We start from the raw sequence: 19183 nt of genomic DNA, 5'->3' as shown, positions 1-19183 counted from the left end.
TTTTTCGTGCTTAAATATTTTTAAAAACTTTTTCCATTGGCTTTAATACTACAAGTACAATTACAGATGAAACTGCAATTTGAATTATGTTGCCTGGTATTGATGCCAGTGGTGTTACAAAAGATGAAAGTATAAAAACTTCTCCAATGTAATAAACCACAACCTTTACTAGGGCAACTAGAACAAAGGAAAGCAGCAAGTTTTTCAACTTTAAGTGCTTGTAATTAAATTTGTTAAGTATGTAACCCATGATGAGTGCTGATATAACTGTCATAGGAGACCACAAAACCCAGCCACTTGTAAGATCAAAGAGTCCCATGCCGAGAGCGCCTGCTGTCATGCCAACTCTTTTGTCAAAAAATATTGCAGCCAAGAAGAAGGGAACATTGCCAAGGTGGATGAGTCCTCCATTAGGTGCAAAGGGCAGCTGAATTTTTACAATCCATGTAAATACATAGACAAGTGCGATAAAAAGTGATGTGATAACTAAGTCTTTTACTTTAAAATTTTTCATGATTGCTCCTTTTTATTTTCTTAATTTTATAATAGCACGATTTATGTCACAAATAAAGTAAAAAAAGGTCGACAATGCGACCTTTTGTAAAATATTTTTTACTTTTTAAATAATAAAGGCGCCAGTCTTGTCGATTTCAAGAGGCAAGACCTTGTAATCGCCCTTTAATTTTTTCACTTTGTTTTTTATGAATTCCTGAGATTTAATGTCACTGGAGTCCAATAAAATCATAAGAGTGGAGCCGGCACCACTTAGATAGTGACCAAGGGCAGGGCTTTTGTCTAGGATTTTTTCTATTTGGTCAATCTCTGGTATGAGTTTAAACCTGTAAGGCTGGTGGATTTTATCTTCTAGGGCAACTTTTATATTTTCCTCGTCGCCAGAAATCAGTGACAAGATCAAAAGTGATAGGCGAGAGATGTTAAAGACTGCATCATCTTTAGTGTAAGTCTCAGGCAGTGCTTGGCGAGCAAGCTTTGTGCTGAGTTTAAAGTCTGGTATTAGCGCCAAAAATTTTATCTTGTCAGAAACATTAAATTTTTCTACAAAAACTTGACCCTTATCACAAATTGCTGCTGTCCCTCCGCCCAAAATTGCTGGTGAAACATTGTCGGGATGTCCCTCCATGTCTGTTGCAATTTTTAGAAATTCTTTTTTGTCTAAATCTTTTTTCATGACATCAAAGGCAGCCATTATGCCCATGATTACGCAGGCTGCAGAAGAGCCAAGTCCACGAGACATTGGTATATCTGAAGCCAGGTCAAATTCTACAGGGACAATTTTCTCGCCACAGACCTCAAAGCTTTTGACGTAGGCCTCATAAATCAAATTATTTTTTAAATTTTCTTCAAAAGTTTCCCTGTCTTCACTTATTTTAAATTCACAAGTGTTATATAAGTTTAAGGCAAGTCCCAGAGTGTCAAAGCCAGGTCCAAGGTTGGCAGATGTGGCAGGCACAGAAATTCTCTTGCCACGGCTGGCAAACTTTAGGACCTCTTCATCTATTAGGTCCTTATTTATTTTTGTCTTGTGAATAATTTTTTTGTCCTTCAATTTTTTTATTTCAGAAGGAATTTTTAAGCCAGAGATCTCATAAAGGGCGTCTATATTTTCAAATTCATCAAGTGAAAATTTTTCGCCAAGGGCAGATAGGACTGATGAAGAAAATTTGTAGGGACTGGCAGTAGAAAGAATCACTGTATTTTTTAAGGAAAGCTCATCTACTATGTGCTTTGCCACAGCTGTGTGGGGGTCGATTAAATATTTTTCTTCCCTAAAAGTCTTGGCAATAGTAGCTTTTGTTTCATCTTCACTGGCATAGCCCCACAAAAAATCACTGAAGTCATTTTTAAATTCAAAGGCATGATTTTCAGCAAGCTCTTTCATTTTTTCTTTTACTACTTTATCAGATGACTTGTGGTAGATTAGTCTTTCCAAATTGCTTGAAACCAAGATGTCCATGGAAGGCGAAATAGTTTTTTTCAGCTCTCTATTGGCATCGTAGCTTCCAGTCTTGAAGAAGTCTGTTAAAACATTATTTGAATTAGATGCAATGACCAGCTTATCTATTGGAAGGCCCATTTTTTTTGCGTAGTAGCCAGCCAAGATGTCGCCGAAATTTCCCGTTGGCACGCAGAAAGAAATTTTGTCGCCGCAGGAAATTTTTTCTGCCCTTACTAAATCAGCATAGGCATAAAAATAATAGACAATTTGTGGCAAGAGCCTGCCAATATTTATTGAATTTGCAGAGGAAAGGTAAATATTTTTTTCTTTTAATTTCTCTTTTATGTCGGCATCATTAAAAATTTTTTTCACAGCAGACTGGGCGTCGTCAAAATTTCCGTCAATGGAAATAACCTTTGAGTTCAGTGAGTCTGTGGAGTCCATTTGTCTTTTTTGAATGGCAGAAACTCCCTCTGTTGGATATAGGACTAAGATGTCTATATTTTCTGTGTTGTAAAATCCTTCCAGGGCAGCCTTACCTGTGTCCCCAGAAGTTGCAGTGAGAATCAAAGTCTTTTCCTCTATGCCAAGAGATTTTTTGGCATAGGACAAGAGGTTGGGAAGAAGGCATAAAGCAAAGTCCTTAAAGGCAGCTGTCCTTCCGTGATAAAGCTCTAGGTAAAAATCTTTTTTACAAGTTACTTTTGCAATTTCATCTTCAAAAGTGCCGTAGGATTTTTCTATTAGCTTTAAAAGTTCCTCGCTGTCAAAGTCCGTCAAGTATAGGGATAGAATTTTGTGGGCAAGGTCAGTGTATTTGAGATTTAAATTTTTACTTATGTCAAATTTTGGGAAGGATTCTGGCACAAAAAGTCCGCCGTCATCAGAGATTCCCTTTACAATTGCTTCTCTGGCTGATATTTTTAAGTTGGAATTTCTAGTTGATAAAAACTTCATATTTCCTCCTCTATTTCTGCAATGAAAATGCCTTCTAAGCCATCTATTGCATGAGTAAATTTCTTGAGCTCAATTTTTTTAGTAATAATGTGGTGGTCTTCTCCCACGATTTTTTCTGATGAGATTAAATTTTTTAGGTCGTCAGAAACTTTTTGGCATCTCAAGTAATATTTTTTTTCTAAATTATTTTCCACTGGGTAGGAATTTTCTGCCTGGTAAAAAGTTTTTATTTCTCTTTTGGCAAGGATTCTAAGAAGGTCACGCATAATTGCATCAGCTGTCTCAAGCTTTCCTGCGCCAGGTCCCTTTAGTTCATAGGATTTAAAATTTTCACCTTGAACTTTTATGGCATTGGTTCCATCAAAGGTATTTGCAAAAAAATCATCTCTCAAAAATCTTGGCATAACAGAAATATTTATCTTGCCAGCACTTAAAGAGGACTTGCCAAGAAGTATTATGGAGCAGCCCAAATCTTTGGCAAAGTCAAAATCAGATTTTTTCACCTTATCTATGCCAAAGGTAAAAATTTCATCTTCGCTAATTTTTGCCCTGTAAGCTAGGGAGGAGAGGATCCTAATTTTTCTCATGGCATCAAGTCCACCTACATCGGCAGATGGGTCAGACTCTGCATAGCCAAGCTCTTGCGCCTCTTTTAAAACCTCGTCATAGGAAGAGCCCTCTCTTTCCATTTTTGAGAGGATATAATTTGAAGTTCCATTTAAAATACCAGAAATTTCATAGATGTCGTTAAAGAAAACTTCCTCCATGAGGGGATGAATTATGGGAATGGCACCTGCAACAGCAGCCTCATAGGCAAAGTAAACTTTATTTTCTCTGGCAAGGGCATTTAAGTCTTCAAAATATTTTGAGACCACAGCCTTGTTGGCAGTGACAATATTTTTGCCAGATTTCATGAGCTTTACAATTCTCCCATAAGTTTCCTCTAAGTTTGATGTAACATCAATAACTGTGTCCACTGGAGAAGATAAAATTTCGTCAAAATTATCTGTGAAGATCAAAGTCTTGTCGTGAGGATTTCTCTCTTTATTTTTATTTTTTATTAAAACTCTTTCTATTTTTATGTCAAAATTATTTTTCAGTAAATCTTTTTTCTTTTTGTACAAAATTTCTTCGAGGCCTGTTCCCACAGTGCCAAAGCCCATTATTGCAATTTTCAAATCAAACCTCCAGGAGTTTCTTTGCTATTTGCACAGCATTAGTTGCAGCGCCCTTTCTAATGTTGTCGGCACAGGACCAAAGGTTGATGCCATTTTCAACAGTGAAGTCTCTTCTAATTCTTCCAACATAAACTTCGTTTTTGTCAGCTGACATGAGTGGCATTGGGTAAATTTCATTGGCTGGATCGTCCTTTAAAATCATGCCAGGATAATCAGCTATGATTTTTTTCACATCTTCAATTTCAAAGGGTTTTTCCACTTCAACATTTATAGAAATGCTGTGAGAATTTTTTACAGGAACACGCACAGTTGTAGCTGTCACAAGTAGGGAGTGGTCGTGAAGAATTTTTTTAGTTTCGTTAATCATCTTCATCTCTTCCTTTGTGTAGCCATTGTCCAAGAAAACATCGATTTGTGGAATACAGTTATTTACAATTGGATACTTGTAAGCAAGATTTGTTCCCTCTTCAAGGTCAGAAATCCCCTTGATGCCAGAGCCAGATACAGATTGATAAGTTGAGTAGATAACTCTCTTAATCTTGTACTTGTCATGAATTGGCTTAAGAGGGAGGACTGACTGAATAGTTGAACAATTTGGGTTGGCAATAATTCCCTTGTTCATTTTAATGTCCTCAGGGTTGATTTCTGGAACAACTAGGGGAACTTCTGGGTCCATTCTAAAGGCAGAGGAATTGTCCACAACAGTTACGCCAGCCTTTGCGGCAATAGGAGCAAACTTTTCGCTGACAGAACCTCCAGCAGAGAAGAGGGCAATTTTTATATCTCTACCATCAAAGGAGTCTTCCTTTAACTCTTCAACAGTGTAGTCCTTGCCGCAGTAATTAATAATTTTTCCTGCAGATTTTTTTGAGCTAAACAAGTACAAATTGTCAATGGGGAAATTTTCCTCGCTCAAAACCTTTAACATCATACTTCCAACAAGACCAGTTGCACCAACAACTGCCACATTAATTTTCTTCATCTTTTTCCTCCTTGTAAAACTCTCTATAAATAGCTTCAATAGCCCTTTCAAAATCCTTAGTTTCAACGCCAATAATAATATTAATTTCGCTGGAACCTTGGCTTATCATCTTAATATTTACGCCAGCTCGGGCAAGAGCAGTAAAGGTCCTTGAAGACACGCCCTTTTCATTTATCATGCCTCGGCCAACAACTGCAATAAGGGATATGTCACGCTCCCAACTAATACTGTCCACATTCAAATAGATTTTTAGCTCTTCCATGACCTTGTTTAACTTTGGAGCAATTTGCGAATCAGAAACAATGACAGATACAGAATCAATGCTTGATGGCATGTGCTCAATGGAAAGATCGTTAGATTCAAAGACAGTAGTTAGCTTCCTGAAAAAGTCCTTTTCAGTGTTCATATTTACCTTTTCAAGATTAATAACAGTGAAATCTTTTTTGCCAGATATGCCCGTCACAATATTTTTATTTTTATAAGCACATTTAGACAAAATCAAAGTGCCTTCCTCGTGAGGAGCATTAGTATTTTTTATATTTATAGGAATATTTTTGTCGCGAAGAGGGAAGATAGCCTCCTCGTGAAGGACCTTTGCGCCCATGTAGGAAAGCTCGCGAAGTTCCTTATAAGTAATAGTGCCAATGGGAGTGGAGTCCCTTACGATTTTTGGGTCGGCAACTAAAAAGCCACTGACATCAGTAAAGTTTTCGTACATTTCTGCATCTAAGGCAGAGGCAATGACAGAGCCAGTGACATCAGAACCGCCCCTAGAAAAAGTGTGGACCTTGCCAAACTCATCTAAGCCATAAAAACCAGGCACAACAGCCTTGTCGTACTTAGTCAAAATATTTCTAATATTTTCACAGGACTTGTCTAGATCTAAAGTTCCTTCATTAAAAACAATTAAGTCCCTTGCATCCACAAAATCATAGCCAATATAATTAGCAAGGACTTGAGCGCTGATAAATTCGCCACGACTGATGACGAAGTCATAGCTTGTACCCTTAGTAATTTCATTTTTCACATCAGCTAAAATTTTATTGATGTCAATATCCAAAACAAGATCATCAACAATATTAATAAAAACATTCTCGATGATCTTGTAAACTTCGTTAAAATTCAAATCGTGCGCACTTAGCTCGTGGCACATTGCTAGAAGGTCAGTAACCTTGTGATTGTTGCTTATGCCTTTGCCGGGCGCAGACACAACGACACAGGATCTGTCAGGGTCCTCCATGATAATTTCCTTAACCTTTTTTAGTTGAACAGCATCGGCAAGAGAACTGCCACCAAATTTTGCAACTTTCATCTTTTTCTCCTTTTTTCAAATAAAATAAGTAAGCAAAAAACTATGTTTAAAAAATTCATGTTTAGTACAAAAAAACAGAAAAAATTAAAAAGTAATTTTTACGATTATACAATTATTTAGCTAAGTTGTCAATGAAAGAAGGGAGGTCAATAAAAGTAATAGCAACAAAAATTAAAAAATGAAGAAAGAAGAGTATGATAAAATGAGATTAGAATTTTTGAACAGAGAAATTATTATTTATAAACAAATGAGATATATTTTGCAAGAGAAGTACAAATTAAAGGAAGTAAAAGAGAAAAGGCTTTTAAACTTTGGATAAAAGCACCGAATCTAAGGGTTACTTTTTTTAAGAATATTGATATAAGTAATTTGGTTAAAATTAGCAATAAGAAAAATATGAAATTAAATATGCTTTAAACTATTGCATTGGAAAAGCAGCTTTTGATATTAAGGAGTTTTATTTTTTACCAGTGGGAGATAAGCTTATTGAGTTTGATACTATTGCAGTCAATACTATAATTAAAAACAAAGATGGTGAAATTAATTCTTGTGATATTTTATATCTAGATAATTTAGAAAAATTTAGTAAAAATTATGAAAACTTTACTTCGAAAGTTAGAGATAATTGTGAGGATATAGATTTATCAAAAGATAGTATGATAATTGGTACATCAGCAATTTTAGAAACCGAGCTTGATGGTGCCCTTGGAATGAATAGTGGCATTTATAATAATCCATTTATAATTTGGGGCAAATACAAGAAGAAAAGGTTTAAATATTATTTACCGATTTCTTTTCAATTTCATCACGCTCAAATGGATGGATCTCACGCTGGAAAATTTTTAGAAAATTTACAAAAAGAAGTAAACAATTTAAAGTAGATAATAAAAAAATAATTTTTGATTATTTTTTATTTAGATTAAATTAGGTTAATAACCTATTAAATATTAAAAAGGAGAATGTTGTTTGATTAAGTATAATTTATTGGATATTGTGGGATATTTAGGAGGTTACAAATAATAAAGTGCTTCCTAAATTAATGAAATGAAAAAATATTTAAGGAGTAAAATAGTGAATAAAAAAGATATTATAATAAGGTTAGAAAAAGAAGAAGATTATAGAGAAGTTGAAGAACTTGTTAGAAAAAGTTTTTGGAATGTATATAGACCTGGATGCACAGAACATTTCGTCTTGAAGAAATTAAGAGAAGATCCAAATTTTATTTCTGAACTAGACTTTGTCATGGAAAAAAATGGAAAAATTATAGGACAAAATGTTTTTGTAAAGTCTCACATTGACTTAGACGATGGCTCAAAACTTCCTATTATGACAATGGGTCCAATCTGCATTGCAAATGAGTATAAAAGATTAGGATATGGTAAAATGCTTTTGGATTATTCAATCGAAAAAGCAAAAGAATATGGATGTAAGGCTTTGTTTTTTGAAGGGAATATTGATTTTTACGGTCATTTATGCATATTTAAAAAGAATTAGATATCACGGCTTACCAGAAGGCACAAAGGCAGATTTCTTTTTATGTAAAGAACTTGAAGAAAACTATTTAGATAATATAAGTGGGGAATACAAAACACCTAAGATTTACTTTATAGCAGAAGAAAATCCAAAGGATTTTACTGAATATGAAAAATCTTTTTCTAATAAAGAAAATTTTGATTAAAAGAGTTTTCTTAAATTTAAAATAAAGTTTTTAATGGTTCAAGATTAGTTTCTTGAACCATTATTGTAATTAGAATACCCCCGGTTGGAACGGGGGTTCAATTTAGCTTTAGCGATGAAAGACAAATAAAAAAAAGACCTCCGTGTTAAAAAAATAAATTTGTGGTTTACCAAAACACAAAATAACAGGAGGTTTTTTTATGAATTTAAATCATACGCATAGTTTATCACACACAAAATGGAATTGTAAATATCATATAGTATTTGCACCAAAATACAGAAGAAAAGTATTTTATGGAAGTAAAAGATTAGAGATAGGAGCAATTTTAAGGGAACTATGCAGTTGGAAAGAAGTAAACATAATAGAAGCAGAAGTATGTCCAGATTATGTGCACAAGTTACTAGAGATACCTCCAAAATAGAGCATATCAAGTTTTATGGGATTTTTAAAAGGAAAAAGCAGCATAATGATATATGAAAAATGGGGAAGTCTAAAATACAAATATAGAGGAAGACAATTCTGGTGTAGAGGATATTATGTAGACACAGCAGGCAAGAATACAAAAGCAATAAAAGAATATATACAAAATCAACTTAAAGAAGATGAATTAAGTGGTCAGATAACAATGGATAATACAGACCCCTTCAGTGGATAGCAAGTAAAAATTGCAAGTGGTAAACCACAGGCGCCCTTGAGGCGCAGCTAGTAATAAAGGTCCTTTGGACCGCATAAGCAAAACCACCGGCTACGCCGGTGGATTTTTATTAATGCTACACTTAGATTTTAGATTGGCTTAATTAAGCTATTTATAAGCTATAATCCTTTATTCCCATTCGCTCCCTGTAAATCAATCTTAAACACTTTTGTTTATAAGATTTAACAAAGAGTATCTATATTATTTGAATTATCGGTAAAGCATACGCTATCCGATTTTTTGTTGCCATTTCGTTGCCACGAAAACGCTATTATAGCTACTACATAATAGCGTGGATTATTTTCAATTTTAACGATTCATCACTTTCGAAGCTGCCTTTTAAAATTGACTCCATTATTTCGTACAATAAGTCTTTATCAATTTTGCCGGCAGCAACATGATAACTGATGTTTTCCATTTCTTTCAGAAAAGATTGTGCCACAGACAAATAGCCATTCTTCAATAGAAATTGAGCTGATAATGTAATAGCGATTCGTTTGTTTCCGTCTTCGAAACAATGAAATTCACACGCACAGAAAAACAGATGCGTTATTTTATCGACAAAACTCGGATAATAATCATCGTTTTGAATATTTTGCAACACACTGTCTAATCTGCCTAAATCAAAGTGTTCTAACGCACCTCCGCCACTGTGCTGTACTGTAAGCTTATGAATTTCTATAGCTTCATCAAGAGTAATATAACATAAATCTGCCATACTACTCACGCTCCTTTAAGCGTTTTAAAACATCTTGATTTTCTTGCATGAGTTTTTCTATTTGATCACCTTCTACTCCTAAAAACCTTTCATATTCTTCTCGGTCCAAAGGCTTAATATATTCGTCAAGCTGTTTATGAAAAGCGTCTCTCAAGGCTAAATCTCGGCTAGACATTTTTGTTCTTGCTCTAAATATCAGGGGCTTCCAATGTGGCAACATTTCAAAATCGTGAAATATGTTTTGAACTTCCCAGTTGTTAAGTTTATGACCAACTGCTTCTGATTGTTCTTTAATCATAGCAGCAAGACCGCACTCATAAGAAGCCACGAGATCTAAAACTTCTGAATACAGAGTGTCTCTTACCCGTTCCTTTTTTTGCAGTTTTAAAATTTCACGATATTCACGAGATTTTTCTTTAAAAATGCTTTGATATATCATATCTGTAAAGATAGCATACTTTGCATTTCCCATATCAACATAATCTCTAAGAGCATCGGTAAATTCACGTCTATAATTTTCTTCTTGTAAATATGCACCTATAAAGTCTTTGTCACGCTGGTTAATATATTTTGTTCCGCCACCAGTTTTTTGATTTATTAAGTCAATAACAATATCTAACATCAACTGGCGTAATATTCTAGCATTTTCACTTTCGGAAAGCAACATCGCTACATTCAAAAATGATCTAAAATCAAATACACCAAGCACTGTGATTTTGGTACCGACATAAATGTCGGCACCAAAATGTTCTTGAAAAGCATTTAAAAAAGCTTTGAGTTTTTTACCTTTAAGAACCTCATATCCGTTTTGCTTTAATTCATCAGAAAAAGATGAAATATATCGTTCAATTGTTCTTGTATCAACCTCAAAGAAATCTGATACCATTTCTTTTGTCAAATATAATTTATCTTCAAATAATATACAATCGATTTTTGACGTTCTTTGAATTTCAGCAACAGCTAATTCGTTATTCAATATATTTTGTCTATCAATTCTGGAGGTTGTTAAATCTTTCGACATATTTTATCTCTCCTATCCGGTTACTTATTGTATGTAGACTTTTTGTATTTATTTTGATAATACTATAAAATATGAAGGATTGCAACTATGGATATTATAAAAGTATTTGGTGACAACCTAAAAAAATATCGTACGGCTATGGGAATATCTTAAGAAGCATTCGCCGAAAAGTGCGGTATGCACCGCACCTATATAAGTGCCATCGAATGTTACCGTCGCAGTATTTCGCTAGAAAATATACAGCGTATCGTCGATGCACTTGGAATTGAAGCTTATAAATTGTTTTTGGAGGAAGAAAAAAATGCCAAAAAAGAAAACAAAAATTGAATTATTTGAAGAATTAGCTGGAGTAGACGAGAATGGTTTCAGTAGACGGGTATCTGTTGATGAATTTGTGTGATAATACCAAGGCCTGCAACTCTTAAACGGTGCTGGATGGTCAAGAGATGAGGGACCATTTGGAAGAAAGTACATTGTTGAAAGAGATAAAACTCGTACTCCAGGAAATAGAACTGACGCAATAAGAACTGTAGGGTTCAATAATGGTGATTATTCACAATATATCAGAGCAGATATAAAAAGGAAAATCCAAAGTCAGCGTTGTGTAATATTAGGGACCTCAAATCCATAGGTAGACCATAAAAATGGTATGAAAAATGAAGATCGAGTCATGCGAAATGAAGATCAAAAATTATCCGATTTTCAACCATTGAGCAAAGCCGCAAATGATGCAAAACGCCAATTTTGTAAAGAATGCATTAGAACAGGTGAGACTGTTAAATAGTTTGTGTATAGGAATTCCTACTGATAAGATAATAATAATCAGGAGGAATTTTTATGGCAAGAAAAAGACCAGAAACAAGACTTAACAAAATATCAAAAATGTTAATCGAAGAGTATCAACCAGAAACAGTACAAGATTTACAAGAGGCTTTAAAAGATCTTTTAGGAGATACAATGGAGCAAATGCTTAAGTCAGAACTAGATGAGCATTTAGACTATGAATACGGAGAAAAAACCACTATCGCTAAATACTAGAAATGGTTCAAGTAAGAAAACAGTCAAATCATCATACGGAAACATAGACCTTGCCATACCAAGAGATAGAGAAGGATCTTTTGAACCACAGGTATTAAAGAAATACACCCATAGGGCACAAGCGAAAAAGACATATCAAACATAGAAAAACAGATAATATCAATGTATGCAAAAGGTATGACAACAAGAGATATCTCAAGTCATATCAAGGATATCTATGGTTTCGGCATATCAGAATCAATGGTAAGTAAAATAACAAATAAAATACTACCAACCATAGAAGAATGGCAAAACAGACCACTAGAACGACTATACCCCATGGTATTCTTAGATGCTATTCACTACCATGTAAGAGAAAACAATATAGTAGTAAAAAAAGCAGTCTATGTAGCCTTAGGATACAATTTAGAAGGATTTAAAGAAATACTAGGAATGTACCCAAAGGGCAGACACTGGGTCGGCGAAAATGAATCAAGCAAATACTGGCTTTTAGTCTTAAATCAATTAAAAGAAAGAGGACTAGAAGATGTACTCATATTCTCAACAGATAACCTACCAGGATTTAGTCAAGCAATAGAAGCAGTCTAACTAAAATCAGAAATACACCCAAAGGGCACAAGCAAAAATGCATAATACACCAAATAAGAAATTCAATAAAATATGTATCATATAAAGACATAAAAGAATTAATGAAAGACATAAAAGAATTAATGAAAGACTTAAAAACAGTCTACAAAGCACCAACAGAAGAACTTGCCCTAACTAATTTAGATAGCATTGAAGAAAAATGAATCAAAAAATATCCAATGTGTGTAAGCTCATGGAGGAACAACCGGGCAGAACTATCCGCATATTTCAAATACCCAGAAGGTATCCGAAAACTAATATACACAACAAATGCTATGGAAAACTTTAATAGGCTAGGCAACTAAGAAAAGTTACAAAAAACAAGGCTATATTTCCAAATGACTATGCACTACAAAAAAGCTTATACCTTGCAATGGTAGATGCATCAAGCAAGTGGACGCCAAGAATCCGTGGATGGGATCAAATATTATCTCAGCTAACAATATACTTTGAAGGCAGAATCTAATTTTCTGTCACAAAAATAATAAAAAATTTGAGAATTCCCGTCAAGGGTAAAGGCTACGCCTTGGTCTTACGACCAACCCTTGACAAAAATTCTCAAATTTTAAAAAAGCAATTAGGCAGAAAAGGTAGCTTTCAAGATAAATCTTGACCTTTTAATTTTCTTGTGCCAAAATTAGCTTACAAAGATTCATAAAAGTGGATTTTTGTATATATTTAGTTTTAAGATATTTTTCAATAAAAAATATCGGCCACATCCTATCAGGAGGACTGATACACAAAACTTTTCACACTACCTTATTTTCAACTCCACTCCAACATTTATTTTACATTTTCATTAGAGCATATAATTAAACTAATTTATAAAATTTTGTTTATCATTCATAATTCTTCTAAGCTAGTCACCAAAGAGCCAATTATTGTTCTTACCTGAAATGGACATTTAGATTCTTCAAGAGCTTCATTCAATTTTTTTCTTTTTACTATCCACCTCTGTAAATAAGGTTGATTTGAAGAGTATCTATTAGTTATATCCGTTTTAAATCCATAAAAACACTCTAGTTTTCCTACTATTTCATCATTTAAATTAACTATTTCTAAGCCTTGTAACCCAAATCTTGTTTTCCATCCTAATGCCGAAAGTATGAATTTACTAAATCCACACATAATGTTACTTTGCTTAAAACTCTCAATTCCATTCTGATGCATTGTTACATTTGGGCTTTGATATTCAATATAGTCTCTTCTCTTCTTTAAAAATAAACGCGCATTTCTTTCAACTGCTTGAATCACCTGTTGTTCATTTATTTCTGGCACATCTAAATATCCTAAAATATAACCAAAAATTTGCTTTTTATATGTATAGTCCTCAATAGCACCTGCTAATACAATATAATCAGAATTTATTCCCGTATTAAATACTTGTTCTATTCTAGAATTTCTTTCTGTTCTTGATAAAGAAATCATATTATCAGGATTGTCAAATAACTTACACTCATTCCATTTCCACCTATAAGGTGAAAGTAACAAAGTAAATGGTTCCGACGCAGAAAGTAGAATTCTAGCCAATTCAGCATCCATACCTTTCCACCTCCCGTAGTACCAATCCTTATATAATACACGAAAAAAAGCTAAATTCACTTTATCACATACAACTCTACATCCTCCATTTTTTCTTCTAAAAAGTGGCAACAAACTCTGAACTTCTACATTATCAAAATAATCAGCCGTACGTCTTTCTAAATCCGTAAAATCAATTAATAAACGCTCTTTCATTAACGATATTTGCTCCAACACACAATTGCTTCCATTAATCCAATGGCTATTTCTAGGCGTTCTTATTAATAGTTTTTTTCCATTATTTGGGATAGATGAAAAGTAGTCTTTTTTTTCTACACAATATTCTTTTGAATAGTTAGGATTAATATTCTCACAGAGTAGCTTTGAGTATAGTGCTACATTAAAATCATCATCTTTCGAGTGAATAACTAAATATCCATAAATCTTTTCTCTATGTTCTGGGCACAATTCATATACGAATTCATACACCATAATGAACCATTCTTTCGCTTGATAATGTAATCTATGCCAATATTCTTCTATTTTATGAATATAACTAATATTAACTCTCAAAAATGCTGTTATTCCTCCAATTGCAACTCTCGCAGCATCGGCATCATCAGATGTAATCAATAACATAAGAATCTTAAACAAATTAGTAAGCATATCTTCTTTTTCAAAATTGGTATATCTAGAATAATCATATCCATCTTCTAATTCGGGTCCTTCTATATGATTTGATGCTGTAATCCAACAATTGAATGTAGAAATTAACGCTTCTAAAGAGTCAACAATATAATATCCTTCCTTATGTTTAAGCCTCCAACCAATAATATATGGCAGATCTAAATATGGATAGAATCTATTATTATCAATAGCCTTTCTAATGTATTGTCTTAAGAAATCATCTATATCATTATCTTTTGCAATACCAAATATAAATTCTAAGACACTATTTTGATTAATGCCATAATTGTCTTTGCTTAGCTCAACAGCAAGCACTCTATTAATTTGAGTTTCAGTTAACTTATTATCAGTATAAAGAAACTTTATCGCCTTAATAACATTAGAATATTCTGGTAAATTTTCATCACTTTTTGTAATATATGATGTCAATATCTCTTCTGCATTTTCAAATTCTTTAACACTATTTTCATTATCACACCATCTATCTGGTATAATATGTTTTACTGGATCTGAAAACAAATCAATATATGCAGGTCCAAGTTTTGACAAATCCTTTTTGATATCAATGATTCCATTTTTTGTCGAACATATTTCAATTGAATTTTGCAATGAAGAAATAGAATCATGATCAACTTCATTTCGCCAATCTAATAATCCTATTCCTACAGACCAAATTATTAAAAGTTGTTCTTTATCAATTTTTCTATCTTTAAGGTAACCAATCAACATATCAATTATATATGATGGATTAGAAATACATTGAGAAAATACTCTTCTATTTTTCAACATATTTTGAATACGAAAAGTTCCTTCGCTACCCAAATCAGAATAGATTTTAGTATTTAGTGCATATTCTATCCTATTATCTCCAAGTATCTCAATTTTATCAGAAATATTTTTAACAATTTCAGCATAATTACAAATATATTCAGGAAATCTATCAACGAGATTGGTATACCAGTTCAACAAATAGTCTACACAGTATTCCTTATGTGATGCAAATCCGATAACAGACCATCTAATTTTATCCACAGCACCTCTAAGATTAAGATTATTGTATTTATCATATTTTTCTTTCGCTTCTAAAAATTTATTTACTATTCTGTTCCTATAACCAATAGGTTCTGACCAAACTCTTCCATTATCAGCTAACCATTCATCAATCCATAGTTGCATTCTTTTAAAATCGTTTCTATAATATAGCATGCCAGGAGCAAATAATTGATTCACAGGATTATCCACGAAGACTTTTTCTAAAGAATTTTTTATAATATTTTGAATTTGAATACTCTCGTCTTCTAAAAGAATTATATATGCATTCAGAAGATATGCTCGAAGATAAGGTGTTTCAAAATCAATTTCATTAATACTCCAATTTTTACAATATAAATTACTTATGATAAGTTTAAGATCATTAACTGGTTCATTTAACTGTCTTTTATTATTTTTCTCTTTAAGCCATTTTCCCAAATACGCAGCAGCATTAAAATATAACAAAAAATAATCTGGTTTCATGTGATTATGAGCTTCAATATATTTATTAGTGATTTCTTGAGCAATCGTTGAGCGAGTTTTATTTTGTAAATATGATGCTACAATAGCATAAATAGTGTAGTAGGTCATTAAGTTTTCAATATTATCATCCGGCATCTCTACTGATTCAATTTCATCCCAAACAACACCATCTTTATTATCGTTCCAATCAACATCTCCTGTCACAATTTTTAAAAAATAGAATATCATCATACTCATGGAGTTAGAGATTTTTCGTTTTTGAATCGACTTTTTTAAAATTTTCAGATCCTCATAACGATTTTGCTCAATTAGTTTTTTTATTCCAACTACAAGAGGATCTATTAAAATCAAATCAAGAGAATCGAATGCCTTTTCTAACTTTTCTGCGTGAAGATTTTCAATAATTTCACCTATAACATGTTCAACGGTATTTATTAGAAAATTGTCAGCTTCAAGTTCAGAAATACCATCTAGAATTTCAAAATGTTCTGTATTAACACAAGCTTTACTTAGTAATTCAGATATATTTCTACCATCACTCCCTCGAAGATCTTTGTTTCCATCATTTATTATTTTTTGAATTTCCGAAAAATTAACATGATTAAACCAATTCAAAAATAGAGTTATTCCACGATATTCTTCGCCGTTTTCATATAAATCATTAATCAATTGAAGTACATCTAATATAATTTTGGATGTCCATTTATCTACCGATGTAATATAACATTCATATTTATGAACGTTCATAGCCCTTATGCTTTTACGAAAAGAGATATCTTCTATCTCGTACAAACTTTTTCGAATTTGTTCAATAGTTAAATATCCAAGAGTCACACTCCTTAATTTATTCCAATCTAGAGAATCTTCGTTGATTACATAACGCATTAATTCATCCGTAATATGATTCAATTCTGTCAGATCAATTCCATTAACATATGCGCTCATTACATATTCAGGATTATAAATAATTGAAAATTCCTCTGTCCTACCTGACGCTATTAAAAATCTAATAACATCTCTGTAAAACCCAATAGTCTTTTCTTCTTGAGAAAAATAATAATCTACAAGCTTCGAATAAACCTCTCTTACATGATCTTTATCTATACCAATAATTCCTGATAAATAAATGCGGATATCATTATGAAGAATAGTATATGTATTATTTTTTTCTATCAAAAGCGGACTCAATGCTTTGAGAATATTATTCCATGAAGAATAGCTAATTCCTTCATCTTTAAAAATCGAGCTAAGTTTTTTTGCGCTAATAGGTTCATTAAAGAAAGCAAATACCCCAGCCATTTTATAATCAACAAAAGGTATCTGCATTTCCTTTTTTGTATCTTCCCATATTGTTCTATAATATTCTTGAATATTTCCACTTAATTTTCTATACTTAAGTCTTTCTTCCAGTATCAACGGATCAGAGCAGTTCATCGCCTCGTGCACAGCAAAAATAGCAGCCAACGTATTACCACCTGCATACTTAGAAATTATATTAGATACGTTTTTTTTATTGTTTGAATTATAATGATTACATCTTTCATTAACAAGCTTTTCAATATCACTTGGTTGAATATTTGGGACTACATATTCTTTAACATTTTGAGGATTTTGGTATAACCAATACGGATAATTTCTATAGTCTTCCTTTGGCTGACCTGCAATAATAATCTTTACGTTATCTGGAATATATTCTGGATTAGGTAATGTTGGTAAAAATGTTTCATCTATTACACCAGATCTAGCAGCATGGTCTAATCCATCTATCGCAAGTACGAATATCCTATTTCTATCCTTTGCAAATTCAGAGGCAATTCTGAAAAACTCGTTTTTCTTTTCTTCCAATTTTAAAAAACTATTTGAAACAGGTACTTTATATTTATATAAATTACCCGCTAACAATTTTCTTAATTGGTTTAATAATGTATCCCAAAATACCCCTTTTTTTACTCTTTCAGAAACGTCAGATGGTAAATATTCTTTATTGGGATCAATCGGCTCATATGCATAATAACGAATGTCAACTAAACTATCTTTTTTACAGGAAAGTTTACTAATAATATTGGTTTTTCCTGTTCCTGGTACTCCCGATAAATAAAGAACTTTTTCATATCCATATATATTATCTATTTCAATATTATATATAAATTCATATCTGCTATCAAAAAAAGGATTAACTGGTATTAGATCATGATTATAAATTATAACTTCTTCTTCTATAGATAACGCTGAGTATAATTTCTCTATAGTTATTTTTGAGCTGTTTCGCTTAGATGTAGTCCAATCTCTCAAAGCATGGTCAAGCTTTCCAAGCAAAATATCTGACACTTCCTCAGAAACTGAAAGATATCTCTGCAATTTATTTTTTATTGAATTTCCTAAATCCTCCAAACTTTCCTGATCTGTTTTCACATGTAGATTTTTCAAAAAAGTAAGCTTGTCTTCATCCTTTTCAATATATTCAAGTTCACTACACCATTCTTCCCAAGCTTCCTTATTATCAGAAAAAACTATATCTGAAAAGCTCTCAGCTTTACTTACTTTGTCTTGTAATTCTTCCAAAAAAATATTCAATGGTGGCCTATTAATTTTTCCTTTTTCAGCCAATGAAGCTCTATTTCCTGCTTTTTTATTTGTAAAAATATATACTTCCGAATCTGTATGTAAGCTTTTTTCCAAGTTCCAAGACCTTGCTAGTTCTCCTAATAATGAGCATTTAGAATTAATATCATTTTTAAGTTTGCCAGTAGAAACAATGTCTCCAAAAGTTATCGTATCATCAACTCTAGTATGCTTTACTTGGATAAATTTAGTTTTGCCATTATCATATGTAATCACTACATCATCTAAACCCAATTGAACATCTGCCTGAAGTTCAACGTATTGAATATGGCTATCTGGATTGAGCATTTCTACGATATATTTCTGACCCACAGACCATTCATACCAATAAGGATCCGCCATACCTGGTTTTGTTTTCGCTGAATATCCCATAATTTTAGCAACCTCTTTATTATACATTTAATATATTTATCTTATAACTTCCACAATTATTCTTTATTAAGTATCCTTCCAGTAATCAATTTATAGAAAATGTTTCTATTTAGAATGATTTAATAATTTAATTCTTTCTTGCCTTATTTTTAATCTAATCTTAATTATTACTTTTTCTAATAATAAAATTTAAACATCTTTAGAAAAATCTCTTAAATAATAAATTTATCTGTATTTTATATTTAATTAAAAGTAATATATACATAATGAAATCCTTAACTTATATTAGGAATTTTATTTTTAA

At 32.4% G+C, this 19183-nt stretch carries 11 protein-coding genes and 4 pseudogenes; 7 read left to right on the top strand and 8 right to left on the bottom strand.

The features are described 5' to 3' along the window. Nucleotides 1–10 precede the first annotated feature (10 nt). The 5 genes from HMPREF2801_RS03270 to HMPREF2801_RS03250 all read right to left on the bottom strand — a co-directional run bounded on the left by HMPREF2801_RS03270 (nucleotide 11) and on the right by HMPREF2801_RS03250 (nucleotide 6386). The gene (locus HMPREF2801_RS03270) at nucleotides 11–514 is read right to left on the bottom strand and encodes an ECF transporter S component (protein WP_070610531.1); all 504 of its coding nucleotides are present in this window, start codon (nucleotides 512–514) and stop codon (nucleotides 11–13) included. A 105-nt stretch (nucleotides 515–619) separates the two neighbouring features. After that, nucleotides 620–2914 (bottom strand): threonine synthase, encoded by a 2295-nt coding sequence (thrC, locus tag HMPREF2801_RS03265; RefSeq protein ID WP_070610530.1) that lies wholly within the window; start codon nucleotides 2912–2914, stop codon nucleotides 620–622. After that, a complete protein-coding gene (locus tag HMPREF2801_RS03260) occupies nucleotides 2911–4092 on the bottom strand; it encodes a homoserine dehydrogenase (RefSeq protein WP_070610529.1) in 1182 nt (393 codons plus the stop codon). The genes thrC and HMPREF2801_RS03260 overlap by 4 nt, the downstream gene beginning before the upstream one ends. A 1-nt stretch (nucleotide 4093) precedes the next feature. Continuing rightward, entirely contained in the window at nucleotides 4094–5074 is a 981-nt protein-coding gene (locus HMPREF2801_RS03255) for an aspartate-semialdehyde dehydrogenase (protein WP_070610528.1), read from the bottom strand. Further along, entirely contained in the window at nucleotides 5061–6386 is a 1326-nt protein-coding gene (locus HMPREF2801_RS03250; protein WP_070610527.1) for an aspartate kinase, read from the bottom strand. Before HMPREF2801_RS03250 ends, HMPREF2801_RS03255 begins: the two co-directional genes overlap by 14 nt. A 401-nt stretch (nucleotides 6387–6787) precedes the next feature. Here HMPREF2801_RS03250 and HMPREF2801_RS03245 point away from each other — a divergent pair, with 401 nt between their 5' ends. From HMPREF2801_RS03245 to tnpA, 4 genes and pseudogenes are all read left to right on the top strand, one after another. After that, nucleotides 6788–7267 (top strand): CatA-like O-acetyltransferase, family 2, encoded by a 480-nt coding sequence (locus HMPREF2801_RS03245; RefSeq protein WP_371327447.1) that lies wholly within the window; start codon nucleotides 6788–6790, stop codon nucleotides 7265–7267. A gap of 190 nt (nucleotides 7268–7457) precedes the next feature. Next, on the top strand, nucleotides 7458–7880 hold the full coding sequence (locus tag HMPREF2801_RS09390) for a GNAT family N-acetyltransferase (protein WP_210394455.1): 423 nt from the start codon (nucleotides 7458–7460) through the stop codon (nucleotides 7878–7880). Next, entirely contained in the window at nucleotides 7840–8064 is a 225-nt protein-coding gene (locus tag HMPREF2801_RS09385; RefSeq protein ID WP_210394454.1) for a hypothetical protein, read from the top strand. The genes HMPREF2801_RS09390 and HMPREF2801_RS09385 overlap by 41 nt, the downstream gene beginning before the upstream one ends. Nucleotides 8065–8263: 199 nt before the next feature. Continuing rightward, nucleotides 8264–8719: pseudogene (tnpA, locus tag HMPREF2801_RS03235) on the top strand (IS200/IS605 family transposase). Between the two features lie 319 nt (nucleotides 8720–9038). Here tnpA and HMPREF2801_RS03230 read toward each other — a convergent pair. Both HMPREF2801_RS03230 and HMPREF2801_RS03225 read right to left on the bottom strand, forming a co-directional pair. After that, nucleotides 9039–9476, bottom strand: a complete 438-nt coding sequence (locus tag HMPREF2801_RS03230; protein ID WP_070610526.1) for a Fic family protein — start codon at nucleotides 9474–9476, stop codon at nucleotides 9039–9041. Between the two features lies 1 nt (nucleotide 9477). After that, the gene (locus HMPREF2801_RS03225) at nucleotides 9478–10497 is read right to left on the bottom strand and encodes a DNA-binding protein (protein ID WP_070610525.1); all 1020 of its coding nucleotides are present in this window, start codon (nucleotides 10495–10497) and stop codon (nucleotides 9478–9480) included. 165 nt (nucleotides 10498–10662) lie between these two features. Here HMPREF2801_RS03225 and HMPREF2801_RS09585 point away from each other — a divergent pair. The 3 pseudogenes from HMPREF2801_RS09585 to HMPREF2801_RS03220 form a co-directional block, all read left to right on the top strand. After that, a pseudogene (locus HMPREF2801_RS09585) lies at nucleotides 10663–10824 on the top strand (helix-turn-helix domain-containing protein); the annotation flags it as partial. Nucleotides 10825–10909: 85 nt separating this feature from the next. Next, nucleotides 10910–11281 (top strand): annotated as a pseudogene (locus tag HMPREF2801_RS09580) (hypothetical protein). Between the two features lie 98 nt (nucleotides 11282–11379). Continuing rightward, nucleotides 11380–12628, top strand: a pseudogene (locus tag HMPREF2801_RS03220) (IS256 family transposase). A gap of 377 nt (nucleotides 12629–13005) precedes the next feature. Here the strand turns inward: HMPREF2801_RS03220 and HMPREF2801_RS03215 are convergent. Next, nucleotides 13006–18879, bottom strand: a complete 5874-nt coding sequence (locus HMPREF2801_RS03215) for a hypothetical protein (RefSeq protein WP_070610524.1) — start codon at nucleotides 18877–18879, stop codon at nucleotides 13006–13008. Nucleotides 18880–19183: the final 304 nt, after the last annotated feature.

Source organism: Peptoniphilus sp. HMSC062D09 (genome assembly GCF_001811425.1).
Taxonomy (GTDB): Bacteria; Bacillota; Clostridia; order Tissierellales; family Peptoniphilaceae; genus Peptoniphilus_A.
The sequence above is the reverse complement of the archived record's forward strand: the minus strand, read 5'-3'. Positions and strand labels throughout refer to the sequence as shown.